This is a genomic window from Pseudomonas sp. LjRoot277 (assembly GCF_964253845.1).
GTDB lineage: Bacteria > Pseudomonadota > Gammaproteobacteria > Pseudomonadales > Pseudomonadaceae > Aquipseudomonas.
The window spans coordinates 3,907,377-3,923,887 of sequence record NZ_CAXURI020000001.1 but is presented as its reverse complement, the minus strand read 5'-3'; the positions used below and the strand labels follow the sequence as shown (position 1 = coordinate 3,923,887).

Here is a 16,511-nt window from a genome sequence, read left to right as displayed (position 1 = left end):
TCGCCACAAAAGCTCCAGCCATGCAATCGTGCAAATCCCGTTCTCATCCCATCGAAGCGGCTACCCGCTACCCAAGTAGCATACGTAGCCGCTCACAGGCTTCGTACACTCGAACCTCATACATGCGCACCTGCGGGAGGCGACGATGCAGCAGGTCCAGAGTGAAGGTGTGGTCAGTGCAATGTCCCAGGCTACCGATGCACAACAGGTGGCCCAGGAGCTGGCGCGACAACTGTTGCACCCGCACTTGGGCTTCGTGCTGTTCTTCTGTTCCGCCGAGTACGACTTGCAGGCGCTGGGCCAGGCCTTGCAACAAAGCTTCGGCGGTATTCGCCTGGTGGGTTGCACCAGCGCCGGGGAAATCACGCCCCTTGGCTACGGCCGCAATTGCGTGACCGCGGTCGGATTCGACCACCGACATTTTTCCATCGACGCCGAACTGATCTCCGAGATGGAGCGCTTCAGCCTGATCGACGCCCAGCAAATGGTCGAACGACTGGTCAGTGGCTGTCGCAGCAACACCCTCGCGCCGATCAAGGGCAACAGTTTTGCGTTGACCCTGCTCGATGGTTTGTCCAGTCGTGAAGAAATGGTCCTCGCAGCTCTGAGTGCGGCGCTGGGCGACATCCCGCATTTCGGCGGTTCGGCCGGCGACGACAATTACCTGACCCACACCCACGTCTTTTTTAATGGCGAGTTCCACAGCGGTGCGGCGGTGGTGGTGCTGGTCAACACCTGGCTGGACTTCGAGGTGTTCACCACTCATCACATCCTGCCAAGGGCAGAAAAACTGGTGGTCACCGGGGCCGACAGCGCCTCGCGCCGGGTTTTCGAACTCAATGCCGAGCCGGCCGCCGAGGAGTACGCCCGACACATCGGCGTGCCGGTGGCTGAGCTCGATCATCGGATCTTCGCCGCGCACCCTTTGGCCGTGCGGATCAACGATCAGTATTACGTGCGGGCGATCCAGCAGGTTCACCCGGACCTGAGCCTGAGTTTCTACTGCGCGGTGGAAAACGGCATCGTCCTCACCGTCATGACGCCCGGCCCGATGCTGCCGAATCTGCAAACCCTGTTCGAAGGCTTGCAGGAGCGCCTCGGCGATCTGTTGCTGACCATCGGCTGCGACTGCTTTCTCAGGCGTCTTGAGCTGGAAGACGGCGGCAGTCTGGAGCAGATCGGAACGTTTTTGCGTGACCAGCGGGTGATGGGTTTCAACACCTACGGAGAACAGTTCAATGGCATGCACATCAACCAAACCTTCACCGGGGTTGCCATTGCCCGAGACCGGTCCCCTGGACACCGCTGAGCTTCAGGCACAGATCGCCAGCCTGCAGCGCGACAACCACAAACTGCAGCGCATCAATGGCGCCCTGATCGAGCGGATCGAGTCCGGCATCACCCGCGGCAATGACCCCTACGCGGCGTTCCAGCATTCGGTGGTGCTGGCCGAGCAGGTGCGTGAGCGCACCGACGCGTTGAATCAGGCCATGGCCGAACTCAAGTCGGGCAATCACTTGCTCAGCGAGGCACGCCTGCGCGCGGAAACCGCGCATCAGCATTTGATCGATGCGATCGAGAGCATTTCCGATGCGTTTGTGCTGTTCGATGCGGACCAACGAATCGTCTTGTTCAACAGCCGTTTCAAGGCGTTCTGGGGCAACAGCCGGGTGCGGATCAACGCCGGCATGCGCCTGGCCGAGGTCAAGCGGCTGATGTCCGCCACCGGGCTGTTCACTGAAGAACCGCGCGGGCATGCCGACGAAAACCTGCTCTATCGCCTGCAGGACGGTCGCTGGTTGCAAGTCAGCGAACGACCCACCCAGGAAGGCGGGCGGGTGATCCTGTTCACCGACATTACCGACGTCAAACTCAGCGAAACCGTGCGCCGCGAGCAGGCGGTGGCGCAGAAATCGCATTTGTTGCAACGGGCGGTCGACAACCTGTCTCAAGGCGTGGCCATGGTCAACGCCGAGGGCATTCTGGAGTTGTGGAACCGGCGTTTCCTCGAACTCAGTGGCTTGGCCCCAGTGGCGGCCCATCGTCCGTTTGCCGAAGTGATCGGCGACAGCGAGTTGAACCTGCTGACCCCGGCCAGTCGGGATCTAAACGGGCGGCACGTGCAGGAATGCGAGCAGCGTCTCTACGATGGCCGGGTGCTGGAAATCCGCACCCATCCGTTGCCCACCGGCGGTTTCGTCAACACCTTCACCGACATCACCGAACGTTACCAGCACGCCGAAGCGCTGAGCGAAAGCGAGCGCTGGATTCGCCTGATCACCGACCATGTGCCGGCGCTGATTGCCTACCTGAATGCCGATCTGGTCTACGAGTTCACCAACAAGGTGTATGAAGAATGGTACTGCTGGCCTCGGGGCGTGATGCTTGGGCAGAGCCTGCGCGAAGTCCACAGCGAACAGCATTACCAGCGCCTGGAAGCCTACGTGGCCCGGGCCCTGGCCGGTGATAGCGTGACGTTCGAGTTCGCCGAAACCAACATCAACAGCCAGGAGCGCTACATGCTGCGTTCCTACGTACCCAATCGCCTGGCCACCGGGGAAGTGGTGGGGATTTTCGTGTTGATCCGCGACATCACCGAACGCCGTCGCACCGCTGAAGCGCTGCACCAGGCCTATCAGAATCTTGAGTTGCGGGTGCGCGAACGGACGGCGGAACTGACTACGCTCAATGACCAGCTGCTGCGCGAGATCGATGAGCGTCGGCGGGCGGAATCGCGCCTGCGTGAAGCCAAACTCGAGGCCGAACAGGCCAACCTGTCAAAGACCAAGTTTCTCGCTGCCGTCAGTCATGACCTGCTGCAACCACTCAACGCCGCGCGGTTGTTTACCAGCGCGTTGCTCGAACGGCGGGAGCCGGTGGCCAATGCGATTTTGGTGCGTAATGTCAGCAACTCCCTGGAAGACGTGGAGAGCCTGCTGGGTACGCTGGTCGATATCTCAAAACTGGATGCCGGGGTGATCAAGGCCGACATTGCGCCGTTTGCCCTGAGCGAATTGCTGGAAAACCTTGCGGCCGAGTACACCCAGGTGGCTCGCAGTGAGGGCCTGGAGCTGCATTTCATCCCTTGTTCCGCACTGGTACGCAGTGACATTCAATTACTGGCGCGGATCCTTCGAAATCTGTTGAGCAACGCCATTCGCTACACCTACAGCGGTCGCGTGGTGCTCGGTTGCCGGCGTCATCACCAGCGCCTGTCGATTGAGGTCTGGGACAGTGGCATGGGGATCGCCGAAAACCGTCTGGAAGAGATTTTTCAGGAATTCAAACGCGGTGATGTGCAGCGTCCTGATCAGGATCGCGGTTTGGGCCTGGGGCTGGCGATCGTGGAAAAGATTGCCGGGATTCTCGGTCACCGCATTCACGTGCGTTCTTGGCCGGGCAAGGGCTCGATGTTCTCGGTCGAAGTGCCGCTCAGCGCCACGGCACCCAAGGCGCTGCCGAGTCTGCTGATGAGTGAACCGATGCTTGAACGTCTGCGTGGGGCGCGGGTGTGGGTGCTGGACAACGACGCGGCCATTTGCGCCGGCATGCGCACGTTGCTCGAAGGGTGGGGGTGTCTGGTGGTCACGGCACTGTCGGAGCAGGACCTGGCGCGGCAAGTGGACAACTATCACGAAGAAGCCGATTTGCTGATCGCTGACTATCACCTGAATGACGATCAGAACGGCGTCGATGCCGTCGCCCGGATCAACGCCCGACGCGGTTCAGCGATCCCAGCGATGATGATCACCGCTAATTACAGCAATGAACTCAAACAGCAGATCCGCGAACTGGGCCACACCCTGATGCACAAACCGGTGCGGCCGATGAAGCTCAAGACCGCGATGAGTCATTTGCTCGGCAGGCCTTGAGGCGTCTGGTGTGTTCACTGGCCCCTTCGCGAGCAAGCCCGCTCCCACAATTGACCGAGTTCACTCAGATCCAATGTGGGAGCGGGCTTGCTCGCGAAAGGGGCGACTCGGTCTCAACGCCGTAAATACGATCCGAAATCTATGTCGCCGGCACTCAAAATCGCCTGCACCCGGTTGTGCACATTGAGTTTGCGCAGGATTGCCGAGACATGCGCCTTGACCGTGGTTTCAGCGATTTCCAGGGTGTAGGCGATCTGTTTGTTCGACTCGCCCTTGGTCATGCGTTCGAGCACCAGCAACTGCTTGCGGGTCAAGGCCTGGAGCAGTTCCGGCGGAAAGCTCGGGGCATCGTTCATGCGCCTTGTGCCGCATCTTTGCGTGCGGATGATGTCCGGCGGCAAGTAGACATTGCCGTTGAGGATCTGCTGGATGGCGTCGGTCATCTGCACCCGTGGCGAGGATTTGGTGATGAAACCCACTGCACCATAAGTGATGGCTTGCAGCACGATTTGTTTGTCCTGTTCGGCCGAGACGATCACCACCGGTATGGTCGGCGCCTCGTTGCGCAGGTTGATCAGGCCATTGAGGCCGTGCATGCCGGGCATGTTCAGGTCGAGCAGGATCAGGTCCAGGTCGTCGTGTTCCTGCGTCAGCACCAGGGCGCTGTCCAGGTCGGCGGTTTCCATCACTTCGCTGCCGGGGAAACCGTCGCTGATGACGTTATGAATGGCTTCGCGAAACAGCGGGTGATCGTCGGCAATCAGAATTTTGTACATAGCCTTTCACCTCATTATTTTGATCAGGGTGTGGCAACAACTCGCACGCGTAAAGGTCAGGGGAAGGGCTCGGGCTGGGCGGGCGATACGGGCAGGTTGGCGGCCTGCCAGGCGTCCAGGCCGTCGCGATACCAATACAGAGTCTTATAGCCCATGGCGGCGGCGCGCTTCACGGCGTTCCAGCTCAGCCAGCAATCGGAGCGGCAGTAGAAGACCAGCGGTTGCGCGAGATCACCTGCGGTCAATGTGTTCAGCTTACGCGCAAAATAGTCCTGCCAGTCGGGCGTCAGGTCACCGTCGCCGGTATTGGCCAGCCAATGGCTGCCGGGGAGGTTTTCGTGGGGCTGGTCTTCGATGAAACGTCCTTGCAACCATTGGCGGCGGTAGACGTCGATCAGCACCGGACGCGGTGTCTGGGTCAGCAGGGTTTGCAGGGCGGCGGTATCAATGATGCCGGCGCCTTGTACTTGATTCGGGGTCGGGCTGCGGTACAGACCGATGCGATAGCCGTCGGCGGAAAACAGCGGTGTTTCGGCCTGCGCGACGCCCAGCAACAGGCTCAGCGATAGCGCGGCGAGAGAAGGGCGTAGCAGACGACGTCGGGCACGCGGCATGGGGTTCAATCCTTATAGTTATGAACCTATTACATGCCAGTCTCGGTGCGATTGGAATGCGACGATAGACAGGAAAACCAGTACTAAAGTAGTAATTTCACCCTGTTCAACACAAATCCCCTGTGGGAGCACTGTGTTGCTAGTTGGTTTTGCGCAGGGCAGCGTGTTGCGGGTTGAAGGTGAACACGGCGAGCAGCGCGAATACCAGTGTCAGCCCGATGCACACCGCCAGCGCCAACGGATTGAAGCGTTCATACAGGGCAAACCGCACCAGTTCCACCGCATGGGTGAACGGGTTCAACGCGCACAACCAGTACAGCCACTCACTGGATTCGCGCATCTTCCACAGCGGATACAGCGCCGATGACAGGAAAAACAGCGGGAAGATCACGAAATTCATCACCCCGGCAAAGTTCTCCAGCTGACGGATCGCGTTCGACAGCAACAGGCCCAACGCGCTGAGCATCAACGCCACCAGCAGCAACGCCGGCAAGGCGATCAACAGCCCCATGGCGGGTGGTTGCACGCCGTACACCCAGGCAATCGCCAGAAAGGCATACACCTGCAACAGCGAGATCAACGAGGTAGCCAACAGTTTGCTGCACAGCAGGAAAGTCCGGGGCAGGGGACTGGTCAGCAACACACGCATGCTGCCCATTTCGCGGTCGTAGACCATCGACAGCGAACCTTGCATGCCGTTGAACAGCAGAATCATGCAGGCCAGCCCGGGGATGATGTACACCTCATACGGAATGTAGGTGTCGTAGGGCTCGATGATCGCGATCCCGAGTGCGGCGCGAAAACCGGCGGCGAACACCAGCAGCCACAACAACGGCCGCACCAGCGCACTGAGAAACCGCGTGCGTTGCAACACAAAGCGCAGCCATTCACGCAGCACGATGCCGCTGAAACATTGCCAGTAGGCATTCATTGGGCGGCTCCTGAAGTCGTCAGTCGAGAGAAGGCCGAGCCGAGGTCGCCGCCGTGTTCCAGGCTCAGGGCGTCCGCCTGTCCGCTGGCGACCAGCCGACCCTGATGAAGGATTAACAAGTCGTCGCTGGGCTGTACTTCATCGAGTAAGTGAGTGGTCCAAAGCACGCTGATGCCTTGCTCGAGGCACAGGCTGCGGATGTGTTGATTGAGTGCCAGACGACTGGCCGGGTCGAGGCCGACGCTGGCCTCGTCGAGCAGCAGCAGGCGCGGTTCATGCAACAACGCTCGGGCGATTTCCACCCGGCGACGGTGGCCGCCATTGAGTTCGCGAACCCGCTCGCGACGGCGTTCGGTCAAGGCCAGACGAGCCAGTTCGGCGTCGACCCGCAGGCCGGTCTGGCGCCGGGACATCCCATGCAGCGCGGCGTGATAACGCAGGTTTTGCTCGACGCTGAGGTCCAGGTCCAGCGTGCTTTGCTGAAACACCACACCCAATTGCTTGAGCGCCGGACGCGCCGCGTTGCGCAACGAACAGCCTCCGACCCGGATGTCACCGCGCTGCACATCGTAGAGTCGAGTGAGCAGGGCGATCAGCGTCGATTTGCCCGCGCCGTTCGGCCCCAGCAGCGCCGCGAAACGGCCGGGTGCCAGGCTGAAACTCACCTGACGCAACGCCTCTTTCGCACCATAAGCGAAACTCAGCTCGCTGACTTCGAGTGCGTTCATGGCGTCACCACCACGCCCCACGGATAGCGCCCGACCTTGATCGATCGGGTGACCTTGAGGTTGTCGACATCGATCACCGATACATCGCCGCTGACGCCGTTGGTGGCCAGCAATTGTTTTTGATCCGGGGTAAACGACATCTGCCAGACCCGTCGTCCAACCAGCAGATAATCAAGAATCTCGAAGGTCTTGGCGTCGATCACCGCCACATGATTGGCCGGGCCGAGGGCGACGAAACCGTACTTGCCGTCGGCGCTGAGCTTGATCCCCACCGGTTGGACTTTGTCCGGGTGCACGCCCTTGATCTGGAAGGTCAGGGTCTTGAGGACCTTGCGGGTGGCGACGTCGAGAATGGTCACCGTGCCACCAATTTCCGCCGAGGCCCAGAGTTTCGAGCCATCGGGTGTGAACTCGACGAAGCGCGGCCGCTGATCCACCAGGGTGCTGTCGGCCAGGGTCTGGGTGCTGGTGTCGATCCAGTGCAGCATGTTGGTGGTTTCGCTGGTGTTCACCGCCCACTTGCCGTCGGGGCTGACGGCCATGCCTTCGGGTTCGACGCCGACGTTGATCTGGCTCAGCACCTTGGAGGTTTCGGTGTCGATCACTGTCACCAGCGCATCGTCTTCGTTGGAAACGTACAGCCAGCGATTATTCGGGTGCAGGGCGAATTGTTCAGGATCCTTGCCCGAGGGCAGTTCCTTGATGATCTTGCGCGTGGCGATGTCCATCACCTGGACCCGGTCCGAGTCGCTGGCGCAGATGTACAGCAGCCTATTGTCGTGGGACAGCAGCAGACCGCGCGGGCGCTGGCCGACGGGCAGGGTGTCGGTGACTTGCAGGGTCTGCAGGTCGATCAGGCTGAGGCTGTTGTCCTTTTCGTTGGAGACCCAGGCGGTGCTGGCCGCGGCGTGCCCGGCGGCGAGCAGCAGGGCGCAAGAGAGCAGGGTGCGGCGCATGGCGGATTCCTTTTTTGTAATTGTTGTGGAGGTGGGATCAGGGAAAGCGGCAGCTGACCTCGGGCTTGTCGTAACCGAGGCTGTCCATCTCGTTGAAGGGGTGCAGGAAGCCGTCTTGCGGCGACGTGCTGACTAGCGCCCGTGGCTGCACGATGGGAATGGGTTGGCGCAACTGGCCGTTCCACGGCCGATAACTGAGCTTGCGACCCTTGAAGCCGTCCAGCGGTAATTGATCGCTGATTTCAAGCGTACGGATCGCCATCGCATCGACCTGACGCAGTTTGCTCACGGCACTGGCAATGCTGCGCACCGCGATCCAGGCCGCGAAATCGCGGTCATTCATCCAGCGCCCGGTCAGGGCTTCGAAGCGTTTCTGCAACTGGGCGGCGCCGTAGGTTTCCACGGTTTTGTGCCAGCCCACCGGGGTCAGCCCCTGCGTGCCGGCGACCGGCCGTGGGTACCAGGTCTGGTAGGGCACGTATTCGCCGAAATCACCGCGCTCATCCGCCACCAGCACCACGTCGTACTCAGCGGTTTGGGTGAACAGCGGCATGTCGGCCTGGGCGCTGCGACGCTGATCGTTGTCGAAACTCCAGGCTTTTTCCGCGACCAGTTTCAGGCCGAAGCGTTTGGCCGCGCGGCGCAGGGCGGCGGCATAGGCTTGATCGTCCGGGGTCGGGCCGACGATCAGCAGCGCCCGTTGCCATTTGCGCACCACCAGAAATTGCGCCAAAGCATCGGCGAGCATCGCCCGACTCGGCAGGCTGTGCAGCACGTTCGGCAGGCAATCGGTGGTGCGCAGGCTGTCGTCGGGGCTGCCGGCGTTGAACAGCAAGCTGTCGGGCAGCACGGCGCTGAGCCGGCGCAGGCTGGCGGCCGGTGCGTTGACGACAAACAGACGCAGACCTTGTTCATGTTGAGCCTTGGCCGCTTCGACCAGGGCATCCGGATTGTCGACGTTGGCGCTCACCAGGCTGTAGCTCTGGTTGAGGAAACGCCCGGTGCTGTTGCTGTCAGTGATCGCCAGTTCGGCGCCACGCAACCCGGCATCGACCGGCTCGGGAATGACGTTCGACAGCAACGGGCCCGGATCAGGGCGATAGCCCAGGTAACCGATCTGCACCTGCAACGGCGCGTCCGCAGCCTGGCTCTGGGTCGCCAGCCCGGCGGCGCAGGCAATCGCCAACAGGTAGATCAGGGCGTAAGGGGCAAGCTGGCGCATAAGGCACTCCATTACAGGTAGCGCCAGCATAGGAACGCTGTGAGGCAGAAGGAAATATGCAGAAAGTACCAGTGAGCCAGTACCAAGGTAGTAAATCGCCCCGCGCCGTTGCTGGTTTTGCCCGCGACACCGGGGCGATGATCGTTCCCACGCACTTCCCTTACGGCACCTGATTCAGGTGTGCGCCACAAGCCCTACTACCAAGGAACTAGGCGGCGGCCACCAAAGCAGCATGGGGCTTGTGCGAAGCCCTTCCTAAGATGGGTGCCATAGCCTCTTCAAAGAGGTTTTGCGTGCAATCAAGAGGGCATAACAATGACAACAAAACGCAACGCCTTACTCGTTGCTGGTCTGCTGGCCGGCTTTATCAGCGCAGGTTCCGTCTGGGCTCACGGCAACGTGGTCCCCCAGGCTGTCGCCACCCCGGGCCTGACTCCGATCAAGGACGCTGGCGTACCGGTCGATGCCGATGGTTGGGCATCGGTGAACCCTTACCGCACTTCGCCGGAACATGATAAGGCCCTGGAAATCGGCTCCTCGGCGTACAACCAGAACTGTGCGGCCTGCCATGGCCTGGAAGCCAAATCCGGCGGTATCGCCCCCGATTTGCGCATGCTCGATGTCGCTGATGCCGGTGATGAGTGGTTCGTCGAACGCGTGCGCCACGGCGCCGTGCGTGACGGCCGGGTCTACATGCCGAAGATGGCCGACTACCTGAGCCAGGAAGCTTTGTGGGCGGTACGCACTTACCTGGACAGTGTTCACGTCGAGGAATAACCCATGCGCCTGCTCGCTGTGTTGATCAGTGCTGTGTTGCTGTGCTGCCAGGCAGTGCAGGCGCAGGTCCGTACCTATGACGAAATGATCGCCGCCAGGGAACTGAAAGTGGCGGTCTACAAGGACTTCGCCCCCTACAGTTTTGAAGACGCCGGCCAGGCCCGTGGCGTTGATGTCGAACTCGCCGAAGCGTTGGCCAAGGCTCTCGGCGTGCGCCTGACGTTGATTTGGGCACCCGCCGGCGAGAAGCTCGATGACGACCTGCGCGATTACATCTGGCGCGCCAGTCAGTTGCACGATCTGCAACTGGCCGACCTGATGATGCGCGTGCCGTACGACCGCGATTACGCGCAAAAACGCAATGAACTGGGTGAGCTGGAAAACGGCCATGTGGTGATGTTCGGGCCGTACCAGAACGAACAATGGCAGGTCGCCTATGATCGCCGTCGCCTGGACAAGGTCGGTAGCGTCGCGGTGTTCGAGCACCACCCGATCGGCGTCGAAGTCGACAGCGTGCCGTCGTTCTACCTGACCTCGGTGTTCAGCGGCATGCTCGCCGCCAAAACCCATCACTACCCCGGGGTGCCCCAGGCATTTGCCGCCATGAAGGCCGGTGAAGTCGACGCGGTCATGGCCATGCGCGGCGAGATCGATTGGCAAGTGCATGAAGCGGCGGACCCCCAAGTGGCGCTGGCGGAAAACGCCTACCCGAACATGGGCAAGCAGCTGTGGGAGATCGGCATGGCGGTGCATGAAAGCAACCGTCAACTGGCCTATGCCGTGGAAGAGGCGCTGGAAGCCTTGATCCGTGAGGGCGCTGTCAAAACCATTTATGGCCATTACGGCCTGCGCTATGACGTGCCCGAGATGTATCAATAGTGAACTGGCGAGCGAGTTGTCTGTTGGCCTGTTGGTTACCCATCGCCGCGCACGCCGTGGACATCGATCCGGGCAAAGACCCGGTGCCCTCGGTAATGTGGGCCTTCTATCACAAGCAGATGCTCGGCGATGCGCCGTTCGTGTTCGACGATCGGGTCAAGCTGCTGGCGCCGCCGTTCGCCGAAGACGCCCGGCAAGTGCCGCTGGAAATCGACGCGCGAGCGTTCAAGGGCGAGGTGGTGAAAATCCTCGCCTGGGCTGAACTCAACCCTTTGCCGAAAATTGTCGATTTCCAGCCGCTGGACCGCGTGCTGCCCTGGCTGTCGATCCGCATCCGTATCGAACAGGCCACGCCGTTGCGCGCGGCAGTGCTGACCCGTGATGGGCTGTGGCATGTCGGCTCGACGTTGATCGATGCAGCGGGCGGCGGTTGCACGGCGCCGAGTGTGGTGCGCACTCAGCCGGGCTGGGAAGACCACATCGGCGAAGTGCTGGGCGGTCGTTATCCCCGTGGCGAATTCAGTCGCGTGCGCTTGCAGGTGGCGCACCCGATGGACAACGGCATGGTCAGCGGCATTCCGGAATTCTTCATCAACCATGCCGAACTGCGGGATCAGAACGATCAGCTGTTGGCCCGTCTTGAGTTGTTTCCCGCCGTTAGCGAAAACCCCAACCTGGCCTTTGATATAGAAGGGGCAGGGCAGACGCGCCTGATGCTGCGCGACAACAGCGGCAATCAATTCGATGCGGCCATACCCTGACCCAAAGGAGCGCGTGATGCGCTGGATGCTGCTGTTGTTCATGAGTTTGAGCCTGCCAGTTCTGGCCGAGCTCGACTACTCACTCAAGCCCCGGCAGATCGCCGAAGACACCTGGCTGCTGGAAGGCAGCACCGACAATTTTGCCAAGACCAATGGCGGCAACATCGTCAACACCGCGTTCATCGTCACCGAACAGGGTGTGGTGGTGATCGACACCGGGCCGTCGAAACGCTACGGCGAAGCGATGCGCAAGGCGATTGCCTCGATCACCGATAAACCGGTGATCGAGGTGCTGCTGACTCATCATCATCCTGATCATGTACTCGGCAACCAGGCCTTCAGTGATGTGCCGATCGGTGCGCTGGCCGGCACTACTGAGCTGCTGCATCAGCAGGGCGATGCCATGGCCGAGAATATGTATCGCCTGGTGGGCGACTGGATGCGCGGCACCGAAGTGGTGTTGCCGACCCGCACGCTGACGCCTGGCGTGCAAAGTTTTGGGAATCACGATCTACGTCTGCTGGGCCTGGGTGGGCACACGGGTGCGGATCTGGTTATTCTCGACCAGAAAACCGGTGTGCTGTTTGCCGGGGATCTGGTGTTTTACCAACGGGCGCTGACCACGCCCAACAGTCCGGGGTTGGCGGTGTGGCTGGCGGACATCGCCACCCTTCAAGGCCTGCCGTGGACGCTGATCGTCCCCGGCCATGGACCGGTGGCCAGCGATCAGCAGCCGTTCGAGCAAATGCGCGACTACCTCGGCTGGCTCGACCAGTTGATGCGCGATGGCGCCGCCAACGGTAGTGATATGGCCGAAATGATCCGCAGCCCCATTCCCGAACGGTTTGCCGGGATCACTCTGAGCCGCTACGAGTTGATCCGCAGCGTCAGCCATTTGTACCCGCATTACGAGCGCGCACAAATGCCCCGTGTCGATTCCGCCGCGAGCAAATGATCAACACAAATCCCCTGTGGGAGCGGGCTTGCTCGCGAAGGCGGTGTATCAGCCGACATCATTGTTGAATGTGAAGGCCCCTTCGCGAGCAATCCCGCTCCCACATTAGATCACTGTCGATCACGAATTTCGGTGTCCATCTCCTCCGACCCGGTACTAAGGAACTAGCAATCTCAGCACTGCGGGCAATTGTTCCAAGGGCGGCGGCGCCCAAGAATCTGCACCAGACCGGGAAAATTTCCCGGGTATAACAAAAACTGCAGAGGTAGCCGTCATGACCCAACCCGCACGTCGCCAACCCTTCGTCTTGAGCGTGCTGCTCAGTGCCATGCTGTTGTCTGGCTCGGCATTGGCCGGCGTCACTGATAAAGACATCCTCCAGGACCCCAAGAACCCGGAGCAGATCGTCACCAACGGTCTGGGCGTCCAGGGTCAACGCTACAGTCCGCTGGATACGCTCAACGTCAACAACGTGAAGGACTTGCGGCCGGTCTGGGCGTTCTCCTTCGGCGGTGAAAAACAACGCGGTCAGCAAGCACAGCCGATGATCAAGGACGGCGTGATGTACATGACCGGTTCCTACTCGCGGGTGTTTGCGGTGGACGCACGCACCGGCAAGAAGCTCTGGCAATACGATGCGCGCCTGCCCGATGACATCCGCCCTTGCTGTGACGTGATCAACCGTGGTGTCGCGCTGTACGGCGACCTGGTGATCTTCGGCACCCTCGACGCCAAGCTCGTGGCCCTGAACAAAGACACCGGCAAAGTCGTCTGGAGCAAGAAAGTTGCCGACCACAAGGAAGGCTATTCGATCAGTGCCGCGCCGTTGGTAATCAACGGCAAACTGATCACCGGTGTCGCCGGCGGCGAGTTCGGGGTGGTTGGCAAAATCGAAGCCTACGACCCGAAAAACGGCGACCTGCTGTGGACCCGGCCAACCGTCGAAGGCCACATGGGCTACACCTACAAGGACGGCAAAGCGGTAGAGAACGGCATCTCCGGCGGCGAAGCCGGCAAGACCTGGCCCGGCGATCTCTGGAAAACCGGCGGCGCCGCCCCTTGGCTTGGCGGTTACTACGACCCGGAAACCAATCTGCTGCTGTTCGGCACCGGCAACCCGGCGCCGTGGAACTCGCATTTGCGTCCTGGCGATAACCTCTACTCGTCGTCGCGTCTGGCGCTCAACCCGGACGACGGCACTATCAAGTGGCACTTCCAGAGCACGCCTCATGACGGCTGGGACTATGACGGCGTAAACGAGCTGGTCTCGTTCAACTACACCGAAGGCGGCAAAGAGATCAAAGCCGCCGCGACCGCTGACCGTAACGGCTTCTTCTACGTGCTGGACCGCACCAATGGCAAATTCATTCGCGGCTTCCCGTTCGTGGACAAAATCACCTGGGCTACCGGCCTGGATAAAGAGGGCCGGCCGATCTACAACGAAGCCAGCCGCCCAGGCGCGCCCGGCACCGAAGCCAAAGGCAGTTCGGTATTCGTAGCACCGGCATTCCTCGGCGCGAAAAACTGGATGCCGATGGCCTACAACAAGGACACCGGGCTGTTCTACGTGCCGTCCAACGAATGGGGCATGGACATCTGGAACGAAGGCATCGCCTACAAGAAAGGCGCGGCGTTCCTCGGTGCCGGTTTCACCATCAAGCCATTGAATGAAGACTACATCGGCGTGCTGCGCGCCATTGACCCGAAAACCGGCAAGGAAGTCTGGCGCCACAAGAACTTCGCGCCGCTGTGGGGCGGAGTGCTGACCACCAAGGGCAATCTGGTGTTCACCGGCACGCCGGAAGGTTTCCTCCAAGCGTTCAATGCCAAGACTGGCGAGAAAGTCTGGGAATTCCAGACCGGCTCCGGCGTACTCGGCTCGCCTGTGACCTGGGAAATGGACGGCGAACAATACGTCTCGGTGCTGTCCGGTTGGGGCGGTGCTGTTCCTTTGTGGGGCGGCGAAGTGGCCAAGCGCATCAAGGACTTCAACCAGGGCGGCATGCTCTGGACGTTCAAGCTGCCGAAAGACCTGGTCGCCAAGCACTAACCCCAGTCCACCACATAACCCTGTGGGAGCGAGCCTTTGTGGCGAGGGGGCTTGCCCCCGTTGGACTGCGCAGCAGTCCCATTTTTTGGGGCCGCTCCGCGACCCGACGGGGGCAAGCCCCCTCGCCACACAAGCTCGCTCCTTCAAGGGGATTTGCCACATAGATGTGGGCAAATCTACTACCAAATAACGAGAGTCCTCCTGCCAACGGCGCATTCGTCTGACGCGCAGGGCTCTCTACTATCGGTTCATCGCCTGTTTGCCCGACAGGCATCGACCCAGACAGAGGCCCACCATGATCTACGCACAACCCGGCACACCTGGCGCCGTCGTTACCTTCAAACCGCGCTACGGCAATTTCATCGGCGGCGAGTTCGTCGCCCCGGTCAATGGTGAGTACTTCACCAATTCTTCGCCGGTCACCGGTGAAGTGATCGCCGAATTCCCTCGCTCCAGCGCCGCCGACATCGAAAAAGCCCTCGACGCAGCGCATGCCGCCGCCGATGCATGGGGCAAAACCTCGGCGCAGGACCGCTCCCTGGTGCTGCTGAAAATCGCCGACCGCATCGAACAGAATCTGGAAATCCTCGCCGTCACCGAAACCTGGGACAACGGCAAAGCCGTGCGCGAAACCCTCAACGCTGACGTGCCGCTGGCCGCCGATCACTTCCGTTACTTTGCCGGTTGCATCCGCGCTCAAGAGGGCGGTGCCGCCGAGATCAACGAGCTGACCACCGCCTATCACTTCCACGAGCCCTTGGGCGTGGTTGGGCAGATCATTCCGTGGAACTTCCCGCTGCTGATGGCTGCCTGGAAACTCGCCCCGGCCCTGGCCGCCGGTAACTGCGTGGTACTCAAACCCGCCGAGCAGACGCCGCTGTCGATCATGGTTTTCGCTGAGCTGATCGCCGACTTGCTGCCGGCCGGTGTGCTGAACATCGTTCAGGGTTTTGGTCGCGAAGCGGGTGAGGCGTTGGCCACCAGCAAGCGCATCGCCAAGATCGCCTTCACCGGTTCCACCCCGATTGGCGCGCACATCATGAAATGCGCGGCCGAGAACATCATTCCGAGCACTGTCGAATTGGGCGGCAAGTCGCCGAACATTTTCTTCGAAGACATCATGCAAGCCGAGCCGCAGTTCATCGAGAAGGCCGCCGAAGGTTTGGTGCTGGCGTTCTTCAACCAGGGCGAAGTCTGCACCTGTCCATCGCGAGCGCTGGTGCAGGAGTCGATCTACGACGACTTCATGAAAGTGGTGATGAAGAAGATCGTCAACATCAAGCGCGGCAACCCGCTGGACACCGACACCATGGTCGGCGCCCAGGCGTCCGAGCAGCAATACGACAAGATCCTTTCGTACCTGAAAATAGCCCAGGAAGAGGGCGCCGAGCTGCTCACCGGCGGCGCGGCCGAGCGTCTTGAGGGCGACTTGTCGACGGGTTATTACATCCAGCCGACCCTGCTCAAGGGCCACAACAAAATGCGCGTGTTCCAGGAAGAAATCTTCGGCCCGGTGGTGGGTATCACCACCTTCAAGGACGAAGCCGAAGCCCTGGCGATTGCCAACGACAGCGAGTTCGGCCTCGGCGCCGGTCTGTGGACCCGCGACATCAACCGTGCCTACCGCATGGGCCGGGCGATCAAGGCCGGGCGTGTCTGGACCAACTGCTACCACCTGTACCCGGCCCACGCCGCGTTTGGTGGCTACAAGAAGTCCGGCGTCGGCCGTGAAAACCACAAGATGATGCTCGACCATTATCAGCAGACCAAAAACCTGCTGGTGAGCTACGACATCAATCCGATGGGGTTCTTCTAACCTCGCAAGCACACTGAAGAACCTGTGGGAGCGAGCTTTTGTGGCGAGGGGGCTTGCCCCCGTTGGACTGCGCAGCAGTCCCATTTTTTGGGGCCGCTTCGCGACCCAACGGGGGCAAGCCCCCTCGCCACACAAGCCCGCTCCCACATTGGTTTTGTGTGTACCGGAAAACCC

General features: G+C 61.0%; 14 protein-coding genes. 8 read left to right on the top strand and 6 right to left on the bottom strand.

What is annotated here, in order from left to right; translation table 11 throughout:
• Positions 1–145: 145 nt before the first annotated feature.
• Together nosP and nahK are read left to right on the top strand one after the other, a co-directional pair.
• A complete protein-coding gene (gene nosP / locus ACSQ87_RS18405) occupies positions 146–1,309 on the top strand; it encodes a nitric oxide-sensing protein NosP (protein ID WP_223430897.1) in 1,164 nt (387 codons plus the stop codon).
• Positions 1,278–3,872: a hybrid sensor histidine kinase/response regulator NahK/ErcS' gene (nahK, locus tag ACSQ87_RS18400; protein WP_436275103.1), complete on the top strand. Its 2,595-nt coding sequence runs from the start codon at positions 1,278–1,280 to the stop codon at positions 3,870–3,872. Before nosP ends, nahK begins: the two co-directional genes overlap by 32 nt.
• Positions 3,873–3,985: 113 nt before the next feature.
• Here nahK and ACSQ87_RS18395 read toward each other — a convergent pair whose 3' ends face one another.
• The 6 genes from ACSQ87_RS18395 to ACSQ87_RS18370 form a co-directional block, all read right to left on the bottom strand.
• Positions 3,986–4,648, bottom strand: a complete 663-nt coding sequence (locus tag ACSQ87_RS18395) for a response regulator (protein ID WP_436274018.1) — start codon at positions 4,646–4,648, stop codon at positions 3,986–3,988.
• A 56-nt stretch (positions 4,649–4,704) separates the two neighbouring features.
• Positions 4,705–5,262 (bottom strand): PQQ-dependent catabolism-associated CXXCW motif protein, encoded by a 558-nt coding sequence (locus ACSQ87_RS18390; protein ID WP_436274017.1) that lies wholly within the window; start codon positions 5,260–5,262, stop codon positions 4,705–4,707.
• Positions 5,263–5,401: 139 nt separating this feature from the next.
• Complete coding sequence (locus ACSQ87_RS18385) at positions 5,402–6,193, bottom strand: ABC transporter permease (RefSeq protein WP_033054522.1); 792 nt, start codon at positions 6,191–6,193, stop codon at positions 5,402–5,404.
• Positions 6,190–6,921, bottom strand: a complete 732-nt coding sequence (locus ACSQ87_RS18380; RefSeq protein ID WP_223430895.1) for an ABC transporter ATP-binding protein — start codon at positions 6,919–6,921, stop codon at positions 6,190–6,192. The genes ACSQ87_RS18385 and ACSQ87_RS18380 overlap by 4 nt, the downstream gene beginning before the upstream one ends.
• Positions 6,918–7,877: a YVTN family beta-propeller repeat protein gene (locus tag ACSQ87_RS18375; protein ID WP_436274016.1), complete on the bottom strand. Its 960-nt coding sequence runs from the start codon at positions 7,875–7,877 to the stop codon at positions 6,918–6,920. The genes ACSQ87_RS18380 and ACSQ87_RS18375 overlap by 4 nt, the downstream gene beginning before the upstream one ends.
• Before the next feature lie 37 nt (positions 7,878–7,914).
• Positions 7,915–9,099: an ABC transporter substrate-binding protein gene (locus tag ACSQ87_RS18370; RefSeq protein ID WP_223430893.1), complete on the bottom strand. Its 1,185-nt coding sequence runs from the start codon at positions 9,097–9,099 to the stop codon at positions 7,915–7,917.
• Between the two features lie 315 nt (positions 9,100–9,414).
• Here ACSQ87_RS18370 and pedF point away from each other — a divergent pair, with 315 nt between their 5' ends.
• The 6 genes from pedF to exaC all read left to right on the top strand — a co-directional run bounded on the left by pedF (position 9,415) and on the right by exaC (position 16,337).
• Complete coding sequence (gene pedF, locus ACSQ87_RS18365) at positions 9,415–9,876, top strand: cytochrome c-550 PedF (protein ID WP_223430892.1); 462 nt, start codon at positions 9,415–9,417, stop codon at positions 9,874–9,876.
• A 3-nt stretch (positions 9,877–9,879) separates the two neighbouring features.
• On the top strand, positions 9,880–10,755 hold the full coding sequence (locus ACSQ87_RS18360; RefSeq protein ID WP_223430891.1) for a substrate-binding periplasmic protein: 876 nt from the start codon (positions 9,880–9,882) through the stop codon (positions 10,753–10,755).
• Entirely contained in the window at positions 10,755–11,516 is a 762-nt protein-coding gene (locus tag ACSQ87_RS18355; RefSeq protein WP_436274015.1) for a quinoprotein dehydrogenase-associated SoxYZ-like carrier, read from the top strand. The genes ACSQ87_RS18360 and ACSQ87_RS18355 overlap by 1 nt, the downstream gene beginning before the upstream one ends.
• Positions 11,517–11,532: 16 nt before the next feature.
• A complete protein-coding gene (locus ACSQ87_RS18350; protein WP_436274014.1) occupies positions 11,533–12,471 on the top strand; it encodes a quinoprotein relay system zinc metallohydrolase 1 in 939 nt (312 codons plus the stop codon).
• Between the two features lie 274 nt (positions 12,472–12,745).
• Positions 12,746–14,521 carry a PQQ-dependent methanol/ethanol family dehydrogenase gene (locus ACSQ87_RS18345; protein ID WP_415768735.1) on the top strand — a complete coding sequence of 592 codons (1,776 nt, stop codon included), beginning with the start codon at positions 12,746–12,748 and terminating at the stop codon, positions 14,519–14,521.
• A gap of 295 nt (positions 14,522–14,816) precedes the next feature.
• On the top strand, positions 14,817–16,337 hold the full coding sequence (gene exaC / locus ACSQ87_RS18340; RefSeq protein ID WP_223430888.1) for an acetaldehyde dehydrogenase ExaC: 1,521 nt from the start codon (positions 14,817–14,819) through the stop codon (positions 16,335–16,337).
• Positions 16,338–16,511: the final 174 nt, after the last annotated feature.